15 protein-coding genes are annotated in these 19,323 nt (G+C 45.1%); 8 read left to right on the top strand and 7 right to left on the bottom strand.

Going from position 1 to position 19,323, the window contains the following annotated elements; genetic code table 11:
• Positions 1-6: 6 nt before the first annotated feature.
• The 4 genes from K8S19_00135 (at position 7) to K8S19_00120 (ending at position 4,206) form a co-directional block, all read left to right on the top strand.
• Positions 7-951, top strand: coding sequence for an ABC transporter ATP-binding protein (locus K8S19_00135; GenBank protein MCD4812091.1), 945 nt, complete (start codon positions 7-9; stop codon positions 949-951).
• Complete coding sequence (locus K8S19_00130; protein MCD4812090.1) at positions 941-2,035, top strand: ABC transporter permease; 1,095 nt, start codon at positions 941-943, stop codon at positions 2,033-2,035. Before K8S19_00135 ends, K8S19_00130 begins: the two co-directional genes overlap by 11 nt.
• 4 nt (positions 2,036-2,039) lie before the next feature.
• Positions 2,040-3,341 (top strand): radical SAM protein, encoded by a 1,302-nt coding sequence (locus tag K8S19_00125; GenBank protein ID MCD4812089.1) that lies wholly within the window; start codon positions 2,040-2,042, stop codon positions 3,339-3,341.
• Between the two features lie 175 nt (positions 3,342-3,516).
• Entirely contained in the window at positions 3,517-4,206 is a 690-nt protein-coding gene (locus tag K8S19_00120) for an OmpA family protein (protein MCD4812088.1), read from the top strand.
• 270 nt (positions 4,207-4,476) lie between these two features.
• Here the strand turns inward: K8S19_00120 and K8S19_00115 are convergent, their stop codons facing one another.
• The 5 genes from K8S19_00115 to K8S19_00095 form a co-directional block, all read right to left on the bottom strand.
• Positions 4,477-5,151, bottom strand: a complete 675-nt coding sequence (locus K8S19_00115; protein MCD4812087.1) for a hypothetical protein — start codon at positions 5,149-5,151, stop codon at positions 4,477-4,479.
• Positions 5,151-6,260 carry an outer membrane protein assembly factor gene (locus K8S19_00110; protein ID MCD4812086.1) on the bottom strand — a complete coding sequence of 370 codons (1,110 nt, stop codon included), beginning with the start codon at positions 6,258-6,260 and terminating at the stop codon, positions 5,151-5,153. Before K8S19_00110 ends, K8S19_00115 begins: the two co-directional genes overlap by 1 nt.
• 22 nt (positions 6,261-6,282) lie before the next feature.
• Entirely contained in the window at positions 6,283-7,806 is a 1,524-nt protein-coding gene (locus tag K8S19_00105; protein MCD4812085.1) for a TolC family protein, read from the bottom strand.
• 135 nt (positions 7,807-7,941) lie between these two features.
• Positions 7,942-11,043, bottom strand: coding sequence for an efflux RND transporter permease subunit (locus tag K8S19_00100; protein ID MCD4812084.1), 3,102 nt, complete (start codon positions 11,041-11,043; stop codon positions 7,942-7,944).
• A gap of 64 nt (positions 11,044-11,107) precedes the next feature.
• Positions 11,108-11,467 (bottom strand): metalloregulator ArsR/SmtB family transcription factor, encoded by a 360-nt coding sequence (locus K8S19_00095; protein ID MCD4812083.1) that lies wholly within the window; start codon positions 11,465-11,467, stop codon positions 11,108-11,110.
• A 134-nt stretch (positions 11,468-11,601) separates the two neighbouring features.
• On the opposite strand from K8S19_00095, the gene K8S19_00090 reads away from it, so the two are divergent.
• Positions 11,602-14,304, top strand: coding sequence for a PhnD/SsuA/transferrin family substrate-binding protein (locus K8S19_00090; protein MCD4812082.1), 2,703 nt, complete (start codon positions 11,602-11,604; stop codon positions 14,302-14,304).
• 35 nt (positions 14,305-14,339) lie between these two features.
• Here K8S19_00090 and K8S19_00085 read toward each other — a convergent pair whose 3' ends face one another.
• Together K8S19_00085 and K8S19_00080 are read right to left on the bottom strand one after the other, a co-directional pair.
• A complete protein-coding gene (locus K8S19_00085) occupies positions 14,340-14,690 on the bottom strand; it encodes a type II toxin-antitoxin system PemK/MazF family toxin (protein ID MCD4812081.1) in 351 nt (116 codons plus the stop codon).
• Positions 14,687-14,923 (bottom strand): hypothetical protein, encoded by a 237-nt coding sequence (locus K8S19_00080; protein ID MCD4812080.1) that lies wholly within the window; start codon positions 14,921-14,923, stop codon positions 14,687-14,689. Before K8S19_00080 ends, K8S19_00085 begins: the two co-directional genes overlap by 4 nt.
• A 615-nt stretch (positions 14,924-15,538) precedes the next feature.
• Between K8S19_00080 and bioB the strand changes: the two genes are divergently transcribed.
• From bioB to K8S19_00065, 3 genes are all read left to right on the top strand, one after another.
• Positions 15,539-16,540, top strand: a complete 1,002-nt coding sequence (gene bioB / locus K8S19_00075; protein MCD4812079.1) for a biotin synthase BioB — start codon at positions 15,539-15,541, stop codon at positions 16,538-16,540.
• A gap of 195 nt (positions 16,541-16,735) precedes the next feature.
• Positions 16,736-18,130 carry an adenosylmethionine--8-amino-7-oxononanoate transaminase gene (bioA, locus tag K8S19_00070; GenBank protein MCD4812078.1) on the top strand — a complete coding sequence of 465 codons (1,395 nt, stop codon included), beginning with the start codon at positions 16,736-16,738 and terminating at the stop codon, positions 18,128-18,130.
• Complete coding sequence (locus tag K8S19_00065; GenBank protein MCD4812077.1) at positions 18,127-19,317, top strand: 8-amino-7-oxononanoate synthase; 1,191 nt, start codon at positions 18,127-18,129, stop codon at positions 19,315-19,317. Before bioA ends, K8S19_00065 begins: the two co-directional genes overlap by 4 nt.
• Positions 19,318-19,323 lie beyond the last annotated feature (6 nt).

Genomic DNA, 19,323 nt, shown 5'->3' with positions numbered 1-19,323 from the left:
GCAACCATGACCACTTGTACAACTGACACCACCATCTCCCTACGTAATGTTCATAAGAAATTCAAGAGCGTCCATGCCGTCAATGACATCTCACTTGATATCCAGCGCGGGGAATATGTCGCCGTACTCGGCCCCAATGGTGCAGGCAAGACCACCTTGGTGGAGATGATCGAAGGATTGCAAAAACCCGATACCGGTAAAATCATGGTCTTGAACAAAGCGTGGGCCAAACACGAGCGTTTTTTGCGTGAACGCCTGGGTATTGCTTTACAGGAAACCCGGCTGATTGACAAGCTTACTGTGCTGGAAACGTTGAATCTTTTTGCCAGTTTTTACGGCAAAGACAAGAACATCTCCCGTGGCATTCTCAACCTGCTGGGCTTGCAGGAAAAACAAAACAGCATTGTCGAGACCTGCTCCGGCGGGCAGAAACAAAAATTGGCATTGGGCATTGCCATCATCAACCAGCCGGAGGTCCTCATTTTAGATGAACCGACCATCGGATTGGACCCGCATGCGCGGCGCGAAATGTGGGGTATTCTACGCGAACTAAAAAAACGCTGCACCACCCTGGTGCTGACTACGCACTACATGGAAGAAGCCGAGTCGCTGTGTGACCGCATTTTCATTATCCACAAAGGACGCATCCTGACCCAGGGCACACTCAAAGAATTGCTGGCCCATCACGGCAACAGCGAGGTGATTGAATTTTCTCTGGCTCCCAATCAAAACCCCGCGGCCTTATCCAAACTTAAAGGCGTACTCAAATCCAACTGGAATGATGCCGCCTTGCAAGGAACACTTGAAGTGAACAATGCCGCCGATTTTTTACCGGTTTTTTTTGCGACAGTCAAAAAAAAATCCCTTGATCTTTTAAGCCTTACCTCGCGCAAAAAAACGCTGGATGATCTTTTCATCCAGTTAACCGGGAAGCGGCTGGATGAAGAATAGCCCGCTTGCCAATCTGCTGGCCATGCATTTTCGGGAATTTTTCCGTGAACCGGAAATTCTTTTTTGGACCATGGGCTTCCCGATTATCCTGGCCCTCATCCTGGGGTTGGCGTTTGTGCGCAAAGACATAACGCCTCAACACATCGGCGTCATTATCTCTGCCAACAGCGAAACACCCGCGCCTTTCCAAACCTGGATGGACATAATCAAAAAAACGGACAAGAATAAAAAAACGGCCCCCGAACAAACCGACACCTTGCCGCCCATCGTCTTTAAACACTATACCTCCTTTGATGATGCCCTGACCGGCATCAAACGCGGTGACATTCTACTCTTCATCCGATATGACCGCGAGACCCAGTCACGCGTCTATTCATTTGATCCGCAAAAATCCGATGCCCGGCTGATGTACCATCTGCTGGAAAAAGCGGACAACTCCGGAGTAAAACCCCTATCACACCGCACCAAACACTTAAAAGCCATCGGATCACGCTATATTGACTTCCTCATTCCCGGCCTGATCGCATTTGGCATTCTGCAATCCTGCATGTGGGCCATCGGCTGGAGCCTGATTGACCGCCGGATAAAAAAAATGCTGCGCCGTATGGTGGCCACACCCATGAATCGCTACACGTATCTACTTTCCTATCTTATTTCGCGCCTGCTCCTAAGCGCCATTGAAATCAGTGTCTTGCTCTTATTTGCCATGCTGGCCTTCAAAATACGGATTGAGGGGAGTCTCTTGGCGCTTTTCCTGCTTTTTCTTTGCGGCAATTTTGCATTTGCCGGAATTGCCGTACTCACTGCCTCGCGTGCTAAAAATGCGCAAGTGGGCAATGGGTTGATCAATGCTGTGACCTTGCCCATGATGATTTTGTCAGGAATATTTTTCAGTTATAAAACTTTCCCGGAATGGGCCATTCCGGTGATCGAAATGCTGCCGCTCACCATGCTGGCAGATGCCACGCGCCGGGTGTTTATCGAAGGTGCCGGCATCCCGGAAATTATTTTGCCTTCGCTTGCCCTGACTGCCACAGGTACACTCTGCCTGCTGGTCAGTCAAAAAATCTTCAGGTGGTATTAATTTTATGAACAAACACATTTTATTGATCAATCCTTGGATTCATGATTTCGCAGCGCTGAATATGTGGATTCGTCCTTTGGGTCTGCTCCAGACCGCTGAATTTTTATCCGCCTACAATGTCGACTTATCTTTGATTGACTGTTTGGACACACCGGTCAAACCCCCGTTTCATATGGGACAATTCCCGCGCACCGTGCTTACCAAACCGGCTGTACTCAAAAATTTCCCGCGCACCTATGCACGGTACGGCATCACCCCGCCGGCTTTCACGAACAAGTTAAAAACGCAAAAGAACCTTGATGCCATTTTTATCACCAGCATGATGGCGTACTGGTATCCGGGTGTATTTGAGGTTATTGGCGCATGCCGGAAACACTTTCCCAAAACACCCATCATTTTGGGCGGCATCTACCCCCAGCTTTTTCCCGCCCATGCCATGGTCCATTCCCAAGCCGATGCGGTTTATCTGGGCCCGGTTGATGAGACGCTCATCCAGGTACTGCATGATCAGGGTATTGCCATCCATCAAACCCGCGACACCCTGCCCTTTTACAACCTGGGTTTTTATAAAAAACCTAAATACGCGCCCCTGCTCACCTCCGAGGGTTGTCCTTACACCTGTGCCTATTGCGCTTGTCCCATTTTGCATCCGCATTTTTCTCAGAAAAAACCCAAGGAAATCACCCAGGCGATTTTTGATCAGGCAGCCATGGGTGTCCTTGATTTTGCTTTTTATGACGATGCATTGCTGCACAAACCCGAAAAACATATCCAGCCCATCTTGCAGGCAGTGATTGATACCAAGCTCGCAGTACGTTTCCATACCCCCAATGGATTGCATGCCCGGTTCATCGATGCCAAAACCGCGCAATTGATGTTTGACTCAGGATTCAAGACCGTGCGTCTCAGCCTGGAGACCATCAATGCCTCGCGCCAGAGTAAAACCGGCGGCAAGGTTATGAACGCAGAATTTAAAAAAGCAGTACAGAATCTCAAAAAAGCCGGTTTTACGAAAAAAGAGATCGGCGTCTATATCATGTATGGCTTGCCCGGTCAACCGGCCAAAGAAGTCATGGAGAGCATCGCTTTTTTAGAAAAACTCAATGTCCGCATCCACCTCTGCGAATTTTCTCCCATTCCCGGCACCCCCTTGTGGGATGAACTCATCCGGAAAAAAATCATTCCGGAAGAACTTGATCCCCTCCTGACCAACAACAGCGTTTTCAGTGTGATGTATAGTGCGTATACCAAAGCAGAGATCAAACTGCTCAAAGATACCGTTGCGCAGGTTAATCAGCGGGCATGATCGAGCCGTTGGAGCATCCCGCCGCGCTATTGAATAACAGAGCCGGCATCGCAACCTGGAATTTTCTTTTCTAAAAAAAAATCAAATTTCCCCCTTGCTGAATGACTTGTGGTTCGGTATGATCTGTGCTCAACGACAACTCATTCCACAAAAATAAAAACAGCGAGGTGAACACATGTACAAAAACAGAAAAACGATCGGGTTTTTAATTTTGGTAATCGCGATTGCCGCAGCTTCAGGCTGCGCCACCCTTGGCGGTGGAGCAATCGGTGCAGTCGGCGGCGGGGCCATTGGTGCCATCATTGGCAATCAACTTGGCGATGATAAAGCAACCGCACTGGGTGCCATTATCGGTGCAGCAGTTGGCGGTACCGCCGGCGCGCTCATTGGCAATCAAATGGACAAGCAAGCCGCTGAATTACAAAAAGATATTGAGGGCGCTAAAATCGAACGTGTGGGTGAAGGTATTAAAATCACATTCGACTCCGGTCTGCTCTTTGCTGTGAATGCATCAAACCTACAGTCTGCCGCCAACCAAAATCTGGCCAAGCTGGCAGTGACCCTGAACAAATATCCGGACACCAATATACTCATCGAAGGACATACCGACAGTGACGGCAGTGAAGAATACAACCAGACGCTCTCCGAAAAACGGGCCAATGCTGTTTCCAATAAATTAAAAAGTTCCGGCGTCATCCCCCAGCGTTGCACCCCCATGGGATATGGCGAAGGCCAGCCGGTCGCAGACAACGCCTCCGACTACGGCAAGCAGCAAAACCGGCGGGTGGAAATCGCCATTTTTGCCAATGATAAATTAAAAGCCGCTGCCAAAAAGAAGGCTGCTGCACAACAAAAAACAAAATAATTATTATTAACCTCGCAAAACGACCAGCGGGAGTTCCTTACGACACACCATTTGGCCGAAGCGATTGACAGGGTCCTGGTTCCCAAACCGGGATCCTGTTTTTTTTCACTATTTTCCGGGAAACTCCAGTGGCGGGAATCAGATTGCCCGTTTAACAAAAATACCACAGGCGTGAGCCTGTAGTGTTTTTGTTAAACATTGTTTTCCGATGTACTTTACATTCCGCCAAACATTCCAACTCTACTTGCGGTTTATGTAACAGTTTAGGTTTTATTCCTTTATTAATTCCACCGTGGTCTCCGGCGTTCCCGGTTTGCCGCGAATCTCACTGGATTTGATTAATATCCCGTCGCTTTCCCGAAACCATAAATAGCAGGACCAGAAAAGCGCGCGGTAATCCCTAAAAGTAACTTTTACTTTTAGGGTTGCATATTCATTTTCAGCCAGCATTATTTTTTCTTTTTTTTCCTTTATAGCGACCAACTTCATCATTTTCCATTTCTTAATACTCTCTTTAAAAAATTCCTGCCTGGTAGCTTCCGACAAAACAAATGCCCGCAGCTGCATAAAACTGCTGTACCAAACAGGATTTTCTATGGATATTTCCTTTTTCCGAATTACTTTATCACCGGCTTTTTCTAAAAAAACAATTTTATTTTCCCGGCGTTGCATTGAACTCCGGTTGGTTTGACCGGCTAATTGGTAAAGAACATTAACAGTTTGATAATCATGCGTAACCTGAATAGTCATCTGCCCCTTAGGATTTAATATTTTCCATAAATAACCTTCGTTGTTTTGCTCTGTATAATATGTTTTGTCGACTATTTTCCCTTCGGTTTTTTCCTGATAAATTCTCATCTCGCTTTTTTCCATTCCCGCGGCCGCTCCCAGTGAATTTATTCCAAGAATACAGCTAAAACTTAATAAAACAAGGGTTGTTTTCATTAAAAGGCCTCCTTGATTATTATATAAAACATAAAATTTTTCTCATCCGGATAACTATTCAAAGCAAAATCAGCGCGCAAATTAATATTTCTTTCTTCATTTAAAACAAACCGCAAACCAGCGCCATAAGCTATTTTAAATTTATCAGTGGAAATTCCTCGCATTTCAGAAGCGACTTGTCCTAAACCCGCAAAAACATTTCCTTTAAACCGCCAGTATATGGGGAAACGATACTCTGTTTGCAGAGCCAAATAATGTCTGTCAATAAATCTGCCCTGATAAAAGCCGCGCATCATGTGAGGCCCGCCCAGGTGCGGCATTAGCTGGAACGGAACATCACCCCCGGTGGTAGTAAACATTATTTGCCAGGCTATAATATTCTGTTTAAATATTTCGTGAAACCGGCTATAATTAAAATCAAATCTATAAAAATCCGATTCGCTGCCAATGATTTTAGAATATAAAGTGGTTTTAATCTCCAATAGCCAGCCCTTATACGGGTAAAAAATACTATCCCGCATATCCCAGATCCCCTGCAATTCCAAACCTAAAACCCTTATACCCTCGCTCCCTAGCACATTTTCCGCAGCTAAAATTCCATTGGTTTTTTTATCCTGCGCCTCATAGTCTATAATCCTCAGGCCCGGACCAAAAAATATATTTTTAGAGATTTGCTGTAAAAATGATCCGGCAAGTAATATTTCATTTTGAATATAATTTTCCTCATTTTGGCTTAAAGTATTTGGTCCTATGCCATAAAAATTACCTGGAAAATGGCTATAACTGATCTCAGTTAACACTATGCTGTTTTGTCCCATACTTTTATTGAGCATAAATTTTATTTTACCTTGCGCATTAACCGTATAATTCGCCATTAATTGAGTGACATCCGGTTTGTGATTTTCGATTTCAGGAAACGGTTGCTGACAATGAATTACCATAGCGCCGGTGCCAAAACCCGTTTCCGGCTTGCTGAAGAATATCGGCATAAATGTCCAGTCCGACTTTGTCTTCACTTTATCAGCCTGCGAAGATACTTCTGTTGCCAGTATGCCCGAAGGCAGCACAAGTAATAATAGTAACCCTAACGGGAATAATTTATTTTTCATATCGCTTTGCTCCTTAATATGCCTATGGCAAAAGTTTTTGACATAAGTCCGGATATTGTGGTAAAAGCAAATCCCTGATCGCCATATAAGATAATTTCAATTTAGATAGATGAATCCGGCTCTGGATAAGCTGCAAACGAATAGTGGTTAAAGAATTTCGCGAATCAATTAAATAATACGTATCCAGACGTCCCATCTTATAATTACTTCTGTCAATGTTCATTTTTTCTTCAGCAAAAGTATATTGCTGCTGCATAACTTCCAGCATTAAGTCCAGGTCCCGGATGTTTTCTCCGGTTTGCAGCAAGCCCAGGCTTAAGGTTTGTTTTGCTGCGCGCAAGGATTGATTAATTTCCTCCTGTTCGCTCGCGATTATCAGAACATCCGCATTGGCCTTAGGGCCTAAAGGATAACCGGCTTTTAGAAATACCGAATAATCATTCTCATTAATATCATCATATCCGCCCCTGAGATTCCCGGTTTGGCCCTTGAGGCTTAAACTACCAATTATATCCAACTGGGGAAGGCGGGCATTTTTGGCAATAGTGTTTTTTTTAATTAATTGCCGCTCGATTAGGTTTAGTTTTTCTATTATGCGCAGTTGGGATATCCGAAGGTTGGCAGTATTAAGCGCGGAAGTTGAAAAACCGGCGTTGTTATTTATAAATTGCGGTTTGATTTTCGGCAAAGCCGGGAGGATTGTCTCCGGCGCTTGTCGCAAAACATTAATTTGCATACCCATGTTTTTGAAATTCATAGTTGCCTGCAACAGTTGTTTTTCAGAGCGCAAAATATTATCCTTGGTTTTTAACCAATCCGCTCTTTCCGCCATTCCGGTTTTTACTTTACGCTGCACCAAATTTTCCAGTTGTTTTAATTCTTTCATAATCTCTTCCATTGCCGACATATTTTCATAGGCATCAACCCAATCCAGATAAATCGTCAATAAAGCCTGTAAACGATTTTCCCACGCTTCCTGAACATCCAACCAGGCAGCCTGCTTTTGCAGGGCAGCGCTTTCCAAAGGATAGCGGTCAGCCAAGCCAAACGAGTTTTTCAATAAAGGCTGAATAATCTGTAAGGTAAAAGACGGTGTACTGGTTTCTTCCGACTGCTGAAACATATCAGCAAACATATTGGCATTGCCACTTTCTACAAATTCCAACTCGGAAAGAGTATTGTCATGTGACAAGCGGACGCTGGTTCCACTTCCTGGAAACAACTTTTGCAGGCTTATATTATAGGCTGCGGCATCTACTTTATCCGGTTCCATGAAGGAACCGGATATTGATTCATTATAAACTATTCCAGCCTGGGCTGTGAAAGTCCAGGCCGCTATGGCAGATACGCTCAATTTACGATACTTAACTTTAAGGTAGGTCTGTAAGTCGTGTTTAAATTGAGGATCATTTTGAATGGTTTGTTGAATAAAATCCCGGCAGCTTATTTCCAGATAATTCGAATAACCGGAAGCAGCCTGTACATTACTACTCATAAACAAGCAAGTTATACTTAATAGCGTATAAAAACTTAGTGGTTTTTTCATATTTCCTCCTTTTTAATGGCCTGGTATTGTCAAAATTGTTTTGTCATCCTGAGTGTACACGAAGGATCTTTTTTAGATTCTTCTCTTCGATCAGAATGACAGATAATGCCTTTCTTCATGTTATTTTTGACATTCCTATATGGCATGGTTGTTTTTACGGAACTTACCTGTCACATCCAGCCATATAGTATAAAATACCGGCACCAGCACTAAAGTCAGAATTGTGCCAAATATCAAACCCCAAAACATTGCCATTACCATAGGTGCCACAAAAGGATCATGTCCGCTTAAACCATAGGCAACTGGAAATAAACCCGCAGTGGTGGTTAGGGTAGTTAATATAATCGGACGTAAACGGGTCTGCGCCGCATCTATAATTAATTTTTTTAAATCAATAATTCCATTTTTTGCTGTCTGGATTGAATGATTAATAAAACTTAACATAATCAAGGAATCATTAACAACCACGCCGCTCATACCTAAAATTCCCACTAATGCCAGAAAACTTAAAGTAATACCATGTACCCAAAAAGCTAAAATAACGCCGATTACCCCAAAAGGAACAGCGCATAACGCGATCAAAGGCTGCAGCAGCGAATTAAACAGCAGCACTAAAATAAAATAAATCGCCAGTACAGCAATAATTCCGGATCTTATTATTCTTTTTTTCGCCTGCCCGGATTCTACTGCTTCACCGCTGACCAATAATTGAATGGGAGAGTGTTTTTGCAAATACTGTGGGAATTTTTGTTTTATTTTTTCAGTCACTTTCTCGGAATTGGTTGTTTTAGTATCAACATCCGCTGCAATGCACACTACCCGCCGGCCGTTATAATGTCTGATACCCTGCAAGGCAGGCTGCTGCTTTGTGCGTATAAACTGACCTAAAGAAATAAGTTTGCCCTGTGAATTTCTCACGCTTAAATCCATAATTGTATTTTTATGCTTACGGCTTTTTTCATCCATTTGCACACGAATATCCACTTCTTCCTGCTGAAAGCAAACATCGCTTACCACTTCTCCTTCCAGAGCTAAACGTATGGTATTTGCCACTGCTGCTACGCTTATTCCCATACGCGCTAATTTTGCATAATCCAGGCTAATGACTTCTTCATCTTTGGTAAATTTTAAATCAGTATAGGGATCACAAACTTCCGGCAGGGTTTGCAAATAGGCTAAAACCTCCTGGCCGGCTTGCCGGATTAATTGCAAATCCTCGCCCACCAGATTAATTTCCACCGGACGTCCTACCGGCGGTCCGCCGCTTGAAATCTCGAAATTGACGCCCTTAAAACCCTGCCAGTGGCTGCTTTTTTGCCGCAATTCATCCACGATTTCCAGGATCGTCCGCTGACGGTTGCCAAAAGGCGTCAAGCCTAATTGAATGGTAGCCAGATTATCACCTCGAATTTCATGGGCACCGCGGCTAAAATCTTTGCCGATCCAGGTCTCAAAATAACTGACTTCTCCCGAAGGCAGTGCTGCCAGGGCTTTTTCAATTTGTTCGATCTTTTTGGCATTGGCTTTTAATGAATTACCGCGTTCGGTTTCCAGGTGAATCAGCACTTCTTCGGAGCTCTCCTGAGGAAAAAGAACAAAGCCTATATGCTTTTTAACCAGAATAACAGAACCACCCAGCAGCAAAATCGCCAGCAGCAAAACCAGATATGGCCGTTGCAAAGCCCGGCTTAAAAGACCTTGGTATATTTTTTTGAATTTAATAAAAAGAGGATCAATTAAAGCAGCGCGGGATTTGCGGGAAGATGGTTTGCCTTCTGACAAATGGCTGGGCAGAAGAAAAAATGATTCAACTAAAGAACCTAATAAAGTTCCGGCCACAATAATCGGAATAATAGAGATAAACTTGCCCAGTTTTCCACCCATAGCCAGCAATGGAAGGAACGCTACTACTGTGGTGCAAATAGTGGCGGTAATGGGAGCTGCAACTTCTTTCACACCGGCAATTGCTGCGGCCATTACCGTCTTCCCGTCTTCCCGGTGGCGATGGATGTTTTCAGCCACCACAATAGCGTCATCTGCCAGCATACCCAATAACATGATATAAACCGTGAGTGCTATTGAATCCAATGTGCCCTGAAATAAAACATGAACAATAACACCTATTGCCATAGCAACCGGTATGCCCATAGCAGTCCAGAAAGCTATTCTCAAATTTAAAAACATTATTAAAACCGCAATCACCAGCACAAACCCCATAAGGGCGTTTTTTTTCAGCATATCCAGCCGGTTTTTGGTCACCAGGGTGTCATCTCTGCCGATTTCAATGTCTATTTCTCCGGGGTAGGCTTTTTCAGTATGCTTTATGTATTGCCGTATCTTCTGCACAGTACGAATGGCATCAGCTGACGATTCTTTCAGTATTTTCAGCCCTATGCCGGGCACGCCGTTAACATTCATCTGAAATTGTGTTTTTTCCAGATCATCCTGAATAAAGGCCACATCCTTTAATAAAATTCGTTCTCCATCAAAATTAGAACGAATAATAACATCGCCGATGTCTTCAGGAGAGGTAAATTTTGCCAGGGTCAGCACACTTGATTCATGAATAAAGGTTTCCAGAGTTCCTCCGGTTAAGCGAATATTACGGTTTTTAATTGCCTGCACAATATCCGGAAGGGAAAGATAATATTTCTTTAGTTTTTCCGGTATTACCTGCACACTGATTTCGCGGTCACGATCTCCGATTTTTTCAACCTGGGCCACTCCGGGCAATTCTTTTATTTCTCTGGCCAGAGTTTTAACGACTGTTTGCAGCTCCTTTTCCGTAAATTTTGTACTGGATATTCCAAGAATAGTTATAGGCCGCAAGGAAGTTTTTATTTCATACACTTTAGTTTTTTCCTTGATTTCCCCGGGTAAATCCGTTACCTGATCCACAGTGCGGCGTACATCCTGTTTAATTTCATCCGGATCCTTAGCATCACTGTCAATCACTACCCGAATCAGGGAATAACTTTCCATGGATACCGAGCGAATGCTTTCAATGCCGTCTAACTCCAGGAGTTTATCTTCTATGGGTATGGTTACATTGATCTCAACATCCTCTGCCGAAGCAGCAGGATAAATGGTTTGCACGTTCATTTCCTGCATTTCAACCTCAGGCAGAGATTGACGCTGCATAGTGCTCAGACTAATTACGCCGGCAACTATAATCATGATGGAGATTAAATATACCACTCGTGGTCTTTGAATAAAAAAACGAATAATTTTTTCCATGATAACACCTTCCTTTAAATCATATTATGCGCAACATCTTATAAAGATAATTAAAAAAAATGTTCTACTTTATTCCATGTTTTTTATCAAACTCCTCGCACTGCTCGAAAGCGAGTTTTTCCATAGTATTAAATATATTTTTACATTCCCGCATTGTTTCAATATTTATAGAATGAAAAACCCTGTATCCTTCCCGCTTAGATGTAATTAATCCGACGTTCTTTAATATTTTTAAATGCTGAGAAGCAGCCGGCTGGGTGATATTCAAATTTTTGGCCAGATCATTCACGCACGGCCGGTAATCCTTGTGCGAAGCCAGGATTTTAATGATTTTTAATCGAGTAGCATCTCCCAGGGCTTTACACAGGCTTTCCATTCTGTACACTATTTGTAGATCATGTGGTATTGAAGATATTTTATCCATATAACATTATTAGCATAGTCTTATTTGGTTGTCAAGAATTAATTGTATTCAGAAAACTTAATGCTGTTCAAAATATGCCGATAATTACTAAAGTAAAGAGCATTATGTAACGTCTTTCCTGAAGAGGTGTCACAATGGGCCAAGCATTATTATCCAGGTTCAGCCAAAATATCCTGGTGTTTTTTGCCTTGCTTTTGATCCTAATCCTTTTGAATCCAATCACAGCCAGTGCTGATCAGATTAAACTCGGTGTCCTGGCTAGTCGGGGGACGGAAAAGTGCCTGAAAAAATGGCAGGCCACGGCTGATTATTTAACTCAACAAATCCCTGATCACACATTCACTATTTCACCCCTGGATTTCAAACATGTAAAACCTGCGGTGAGTGCAGACGCCGTAGATTTCATTCTGACGAATCCCGCGCAATATGTGGATCTGGAAATAAATCATGGCGTAACCCGGCTGGTAACTTTAAAAAATCTTGTAGGAAACATCGCCGTCACTTCTTTTGCCGGAGTGATATTCACCCGGTCCGACCGCAAGGACATCCGGGTCCTGGCTGATTTTAAGCATAAATCTTTCATGGCGGTTTCCGAAATGTCCTTTGGCGGATATCTCACAGTCTGCCGCGAATTGAAAGAAGCGGGTATTGATTTACATAAAAATTCCTCAGTCTTATGTTACGGTCACACGCACGACCGGGTGGTTGAGGCGGTAAAAAACGGTGAGGTAGATGTCGGCATGGTCCGCTCCGACACGCTGGAACACCTAGCAAATGAAGGTAAAATCCGTTTGGATGAATTCCATGTGATCCGCTTACCCGGGGAGCATCCTCACAGTGTGAATCTGCCTATTCTGCATTCCACCCGCTACTATCCGGAATGGCCGCTGGCAAAATTGCAGCATGTTTCAGAGACTCTCTCAAAAAAAGTGGCCGTGGCCTTACTTACTCTCCCACCGGATAGTCCGGCCGCTCTGGCCGCCCACTGCCATGGCTGGACCGTCCCCCTCAATTATCAAACCATCCATGACTGCCTGAAGATACTTCGGTTTGGGCCCTATAAAGCCGCCGGTGTTTTTTCTTTCCAGGATGTTTTCAAACGCTACTGGCATGTCCCTATGTTTGGTGTAATTTTTTTACTGGTTGCCTTTGCGGTGGCTGTTTATGTATCCCGGATTAACCGTAGGCTGCAATATGCAATTGATGTTCAGAACCATGAAATAACAGAGCGCAAACTGGTGGAAAGCACTTTACACCAGAGTGAAGTTAAACTCAGGAATATAGTCGAAACATCCAGCGATTGGATATGGGAGATGAATGAAAAAGGCGTTTATACTTATATTAGCCCAAGAGTACACGAAATATTGGGTTATACACCCGAAGAAATGCTGGGCAAAACACCCTTTGACTATATGATGCCTGAAGAAGATGAACGTGTCTCCGGACTTTTTGGCACTATTGCCGCTTCGCAGAAAGCGTTTAAATTTCTTGAAAATACGCATCTGCACAAAGATGGTCATCCGGTTTTCCTCGAAACCAGCGGAAGTCCTCTCTTTGACCAGAATGGAAAGCACTATGGTTATCACGGTATAGACCGGGATGTCACTGAACGCAAACAGAAAGAAGCCAAACTGCTGAATGCAACTACCCAAATTGAACAGTTGTTTTCCGCGAATCCCCTGATCCTCATCAGTATGGATGAGAATGGACGGATCCGTCACTGGAACCCGGCTGCGGAAAAATTATTGAGCATTCCGGCATCCCAGGCCATTGGCCAAATTTTTACCCAATGCGCAATTCCCTGGGAATGGACTCACGTCCTTAAAAACTTTCGGGATATTTTGCTTCGGGACAAACCAATACAAATTTCAAATATTCACTTTAAGCACCCTGATAAAATAGATGGAATCCTGAATATTTTAATCACCCTGATCCCAACGGATACACCGGATACTTCAAAATATCTTCTGGTTGGCACCGATATAACAGAACGTGCATTGCTGGAAACCCAGCTCCTGCAAGCTCAAAAACTGGAATCCATCGGACAATTATCCGCCGGTATTGCCCATGAACTTAATACTCCTATTCAGTATGTAGGTGATAATCTTCGCTTTCTTCAGGATTCATTTGGATATCTTTTTAGATTGCTGGAGGAAGTCAGGCACTGTATAGACTCATCCAAAAATAAGTCACTCTCTTCGGAACAAATCACAAAAATCAGGCAAATCGCAGAAGATATTGATCTGGAATATCTTTTAAAAGAAATGCCTTCTGCCATATTACAGTCTCTGGAAGGAGTAGAGCGTACATCTTCCATTGTACGCGCTATGAAGGGTTTTTCTCATCCGGATTCTTCTCAAGATATGACGCCTACAGATATTAACCAGGGTATTATGAACACCGTCACCGTCGCACGCGCTGAGTGGAAATATGTGGCTGAACTGGAAACGCACTTAGATCCCCAACTGCCGCTGGTATCCTGCCTGCCCGGCGAGATCAATCAAGTAATACTGAATATTATTATAAATGCCGCGCATGCCATTGCTGAAGTTGTCGGCGAGCAGCCGGAGGTAAAAGGCAAAATTACGATTGCCACACTTTCAAACAATGATCATGCAGAAATTCTTATCAGCAATACCGGCAAAGACATCCCCCCTGAGATTCAGCATAAATTATTTGATCCTTTTTTCACCACCAAGAAAGTCGGACTGGGAACCGGCCAGGGATTGGCAATATCCCATTCCATTATTGTGGAAAAACACAAGGGAGCCATCCGGTTTGAAACCGGTTCGGGAAAAGGAACAACGTTTATGATCCAGCTTCCCCTCAAAACATGATTTCATTTTGAGTATCCCCTCGCAATTTTTCAGCTTCAATCCAGCAGAACGCGAATGGCTTCACTTAGCTTGGCCATGGTTGCCTTATGCAATTTCCCCAGTTTCTTTTGAAAGCGAGTATTGTCAATCGCCCGCATCTGATCTACCAACACATCAGATGCAATGGTAAGCCCGGCTTCTTTTTTCTTCACATGCACACGCAGGTACTGGACATTTTTTTTTACATTGGTGGTTAAGGGGCAAACAATGGTGGAGGGATGCACGGTATTGATCAAATCGGTCTGAATCACCACGACGGGCCGGATCTTGCCAGGTTCGGACTTGTGCCGTGGATTGAGGTTGGCAATATAGACATGCCATTTTTTTATAGGAACTGCCGGCGTCAATTCAAGCCATCGTCCAACTCGGCCAATTCCCGATTGACCTGCATGGACTCCTCGCTGACCAAGGCTGATTCTGCTGCCAATTGGCCCTTCAGGACCCGACGACGCATGAGATGATTGTAATAATCCAGCGCCATATTAATATAGGTATTGCGCTTGAGATGGCTTTCTTTCCGCAGCATCTCGATCTCATGAAAAATGCTTTCATTGACTTTTAAGGATATGGCCTTGCTCATGATGTTTACCTCAATTCTTTAAATCAGGCGCGATAAAAATCCACGGGTTTACACCCGTGGTATTTTTGTCGAGAGATGTTCGCCTTTGGCGATATTTCCACTTGCTTCATCAACGGACTTACGTCCATCGTGTTCGCACCAGCACGATAAATCGCGCCCCTACGCCGCATTCAATTTAACGGTGTTATTCTTGGTATATACTAATAGTATATACTTTTATTATATCCTGTCAACTCCTGCGTCAAAAAAAGCGGGGGCCCAACCGCCCGGCCCCCAAACCGCTTCCCGCCAGAAAAGGGTTCTATCGTGTATGACTGATTTTTCTCCAATTCCATGCATATTATTTTCAAAAAAAACACAATTCACCACGGAGATCACGGAGCGCACGGAAAAAGATAAAACTTAAAAAATATTAGGGTAAAAATTTTAAATGCTTTAGTGATAAAATTAATTTTGTGATTTTAACCCTATTGGATTTTTGGGTTTCTCCGTGCGCTCCGTGATCTCCGTGGTGAATCGTGTTTTTTTGTTGCATTTGGGAATCAGCGCGGTACAATCATTGTCAACCTATTCCTTGCCTACGGTAAACAATCCTCTTGAGGTCTAAAAATGCCCATGTTCGAGACAGAAGTCCCTTTACAGATCAATCCCGATGTTCTGGAAGCCTACCAGGTCTTAAATGCCCGTGCGCTTCCCCGTGAGCTGGCCATGCGTTTGGCCAAGCTGACTGCCGATGATATTCCCGACCTGATCTCCCTGGCCAATAAAGTACGCGGTAAATTCACCGCTGATTTCCATGCTTGCACCATCATGAATGCCAAATCAGGCGCTTGCGCCGAGGACTGCAAATTTTGCGCTCAGTCAAGTCATCATACAGCTGAAATTGAGACCTATGCCCTGACATCTCAGGATAAAATCCTGGCTGATGCAAAACAGGCATTTGAAAATGATGCGAAAAGCTTTGGCATCGTGACCAGTGGAACAGGTTTTCATAAAATAGATGCTGAATTCCAAAAAATCATTGATGCCATCCAGGCGATCCATGAAAAATATCCAACGCTCAATGTCTGTGCCTCGTTAGGAACGCTAACAGCTGAAACCGCAGCTGCCCTGGCCAAGGTTGGGATTGCGCATTACAATATCAATCTCCAGGTCGTACCCCAACGCTATGCTGAGCTGGTCAGCACCACCCAGTCCATCGAAACCCGGATGGAAACCATCCGCTTGCTGGCTGAGCACAACATCAAAACCTGCGTGGGCGGTATCATCGGCTTGGGCGAGAGTATGGAAGACCGTATTGCCATGGGCTATGCACTCAAAGAGCTGGATGTGGATGTAATCCCGCTCAATGTCCTGATCCCGATTCCCGGGACTGCGCTGGAAAACCAACCTCTGGTCCCTGCTGCGGATATTGCCAAGACCTTTGCGATCTTCCGTCTAATCCATCCTATGAAAACCATCAAATTTGCCGCTGGACGGGAGACACGGATGAAAGATTTCCAGGGATTGCTCATGCTGGCTGGTGCCAACGGACTGCTCACCGGCGGGTACCTGACCACCCGGGGCCGGGAAACAAAGGAAGATGAAGCCCTGATCAAAGAACTAAAATACTTTTAATCGCAACTACTTAGAAGATTTTTACCACGGAGGCCACGGAGCTCACGGAGAAGGATAAAAGCTAAAAAATATTGGGGTAAAAACTTTTCAAAAATTATATATATATGCTCTTAACCCTGGTTTACTTTTGATTTTCTCCGTGATCTCCGTGGCCTCCGTGGTGATATCTATTTTTGAATGCTTTAGGAGTTTAGTATGTACGACAAAGAGAAAACCCTAGCTGTGGATCGGGCGCATATCTGGCATCCTTACACCCAGATGAAAGATTATGCCGACCGTGATCCGATTGTCATGGTCAGCGGCCGGGGGGTCAAACTCTATGATGCCGATGGCACTGAATATTATGACACCATTGCTTCGTGGTGGTGCAATGTGCATGGGCATGGCAATCCTTACCTAAATCAAGGCATCTCACAACAGCTCAACCAGCTGGCGCATACATTGTTCGCCGGGATAACCCATCCCCCGGCCGCCGAATTGATTGATCGCCTCCAGGCCATGCTCAACCCTGCCTTACGCCGCTTCTTTTTCTCTGATAATGGCGCGACCAGCAATGAAGTGGCACTCAAAATGGCATTTCAATATTGGCAAAACCGTGGAAACAAAAACAAAACCCGGTTTGTTTTTCTGGAAAATGCCTATCACGGCGACACCGCCGGTGCCATGAGCGTGGGCGGTGTCGCCCTGTACCATAAACTTTATGCCCCCTTGCGTTTCAAATCCTTTCAATCACCCTCACCAAATTGCCGGGCCTGTCCACATCGTCAAAGCGAATTTACGTTTGATGCCCGGGAAACCGGCTGTCAGCTGGAATGCTTTGACGCCATGCAACAATTGATTGAAAAAGAGCATACACACATTGCGGCTGTGATCGTGGAACCGCTTATGCAAGGTGCAGCCGGCATCTCCTTTTATCCTCCGGAATATTTGCAGAAGCTACGCGCCCTAACCCAAGCGCATAACGTACTTTTGATATTTGATGAGGTAGCTACCGGTTTTGGCCGGACCGGCACGATGTTCGCGTATGAGCAGGCCGGGGTGGTGCCGGATATTCTCTGTATGTCCAAGGGACTGACCGCAGGTTACCTTCCCCTGGCATTGACCGTCACCACGGAAACCATCTTCCAGGCATTCTATAGTGATGACGCCGCCGGCAAGACTTTCTTTCACGGACATACTTATACCGCCAATCCGTTGGCCTGCTCCGCAGCCATTGAAAATTTAAAACTTTTTGAAAAAAACTCCCTCCCTCAGAGCCAATCCGAAGTCCTGGCCTATTTCCACAGCCAGCTCCGGCAAATGGCGGATTTTGATTTTATCGGCGACATCCGTTATCTCGGATTTATCGGCGCAGTGGATATTGTGCGCAGCCGCAAGGACCAGCTCGCGTTTGATGAAAAAGATAAAATTGGATTTCAAATCTACCTCGAATCCCTAAAGAACAATCTTCTACTTAGGCCGCTGGACAATACAATTTACTGGTTCCTGCCCCTGGTGGTGACAAAAGAGGATGTGGATACGATTCTCTCCAAAAGCCGGGACACACTCAAAATTGTGATCGCCCGAATCCGGGAGCAAGCCGGCCAATGACGAATACTCGCACCTATCCTGAATTGGAAGCTTCTCTGGCGGACCGGGAAGCGACAGCCACGCTTCGCAAACTGCATCCCAGTGAAAAACGCGAAGGTGCCTTCATCTGGCAAAAAAACAAAAAATATCTCAACCTCTCTTCCAATGACTACCTCGGTCTGGCAACCGACAACCGGTTACAGAAAAATTTTATGGCAACACAGAAGTTCGAAAGTCTGGGTGCATCCGGTTCCCGGCTTTTGAGCGGCAATCATACTGCCTATACTGCCGTGGAAGAAATGCTGGTCGCGCTTTTCAAGCGCGAGGCTGCCCTGGTTTTCAATTCCGGCTATCATGCCAACCTGGGAATCCTACCCAGCTTGCTCGGGCCGGGTGACGGTGTCTTTTCCGACCGGATGAATCATGCCAGTTTAATTGACGGTATCCGGCTTTCCGGTGCCAAACTGCTGCGTTACAACCACTGCGACACCCCGCATCTGGAAACCTTGCTCCAAAAGTATCGTTCCCAATTCAAGCAAGCCGTAATTGTCACAGAGAGTATCTTTAGCATGGATGGCGACAAAGCTGATCTGAAAACATTATGCGCACTCAAATCCCGCTACAATGCCCGATTGTATGTGGATGAAGCCCATGCCTTCGGGGTGATTGGCAGGCTGGGGCTGGGTGAATGTGAGGCCCAACAGTGTATTGATGAGGTTGATTTTATTGTCGGCACCTTTGGCAAAGCTCTGGCTGCACTGGGTGCCTTTGTGGTGACCGACCGGGTGGTGGTTGATTATTTAATCAATACCATGCGACCTTTTATCTTCACCACCGCCCTGCCGCCTTTGCTGGTTCGCTGGGTCCATTATCTCCTGGAACGCATCCCGAAAATGCACACCGTGCGGGAGCACCTGCACACACTGCACACCCGGTTGCGTTTGGCCCTCCAATCCCAGGGACTGCATACCCTGGGAAACAGTCATCTCCTGCCCATCATGATCCATAAAAGCAGTCAGGCGCTGCGTGCCGCCGAAACCTTACAATCTCAGGGATATCTGCTCTATGCCATCCGGCCGCCCACCGTACCGGCAGGGTCCGCCCGCTTACGCCTTTCGCTATCCGCCGCCATGACGCCTGACGATTTGAGCGCTTTACCGCAAACGATTCTGTCCGCACTCAACCGTGACAACACTCAAATTACTTAGGAGACA

The sequence above is a fragment of the bacterium genome (genome assembly GCA_021108215.1).
Classification (GTDB): Bacteria; Oederibacteriota; JAAXVQ01; order JAAXVQ01; family JAUVAV01; genus JAIORK01.
Note: the sequence above shows the minus strand (reverse complement) of the source record. Positions and strands in the feature narration are given on the sequence as shown.

Excerpts from the sequence above, each read along its gene's own strand:
- K8S19_00135 (MCD4812091.1), top strand. The coding sequence starts at position 7 with ATGACCACTTGTACAACTGACACCACCATCTCCCTACGTAATGTTCAT.
- K8S19_00130 (MCD4812090.1), top strand. The coding sequence starts at position 941 with ATGAAGAATAGCCCGCTTGCCAATCTGCTGGCCATGCATTTTCGGGAA.
- K8S19_00125 (MCD4812089.1), top strand. The coding sequence starts at position 2,040 with ATGAACAAACACATTTTATTGATCAATCCTTGGATTCATGATTTCGCA.
- K8S19_00120 (MCD4812088.1), top strand. The coding sequence starts at position 3,517 with ATGTACAAAAACAGAAAAACGATCGGGTTTTTAATTTTGGTAATCGCG.
- K8S19_00115 (MCD4812087.1), bottom strand. The coding sequence starts at position 5,151 with ATGAAAACAACCCTTGTTTTATTAAGTTTTAGCTGTATTCTTGGAATA.
- K8S19_00110 (MCD4812086.1), bottom strand. The coding sequence starts at position 6,260 with ATGAAAAATAAATTATTCCCGTTAGGGTTACTATTATTACTTGTGCTG.
- K8S19_00105 (MCD4812085.1), bottom strand. The coding sequence starts at position 7,806 with ATGAAAAAACCACTAAGTTTTTATACGCTATTAAGTATAACTTGCTTG.
- K8S19_00100 (MCD4812084.1), bottom strand. The coding sequence starts at position 11,043 with ATGGAAAAAATTATTCGTTTTTTTATTCAAAGACCACGAGTGGTATAT.
- K8S19_00095 (MCD4812083.1), bottom strand. The coding sequence starts at position 11,467 with ATGGATAAAATATCTTCAATACCACATGATCTACAAATAGTGTACAGA.
- K8S19_00090 (MCD4812082.1), top strand. The coding sequence starts at position 11,602 with ATGGGCCAAGCATTATTATCCAGGTTCAGCCAAAATATCCTGGTGTTT.
- K8S19_00080 (MCD4812080.1), bottom strand. The coding sequence starts at position 14,923 with ATGAGCAAGGCCATATCCTTAAAAGTCAATGAAAGCATTTTTCATGAG.
- bioB (MCD4812079.1), top strand. The coding sequence starts at position 15,539 with ATGTTCGAGACAGAAGTCCCTTTACAGATCAATCCCGATGTTCTGGAA.
- bioA (MCD4812078.1), top strand. The coding sequence starts at position 16,736 with ATGTACGACAAAGAGAAAACCCTAGCTGTGGATCGGGCGCATATCTGG.
- K8S19_00065 (MCD4812077.1), top strand. The coding sequence starts at position 18,127 with ATGACGAATACTCGCACCTATCCTGAATTGGAAGCTTCTCTGGCGGAC.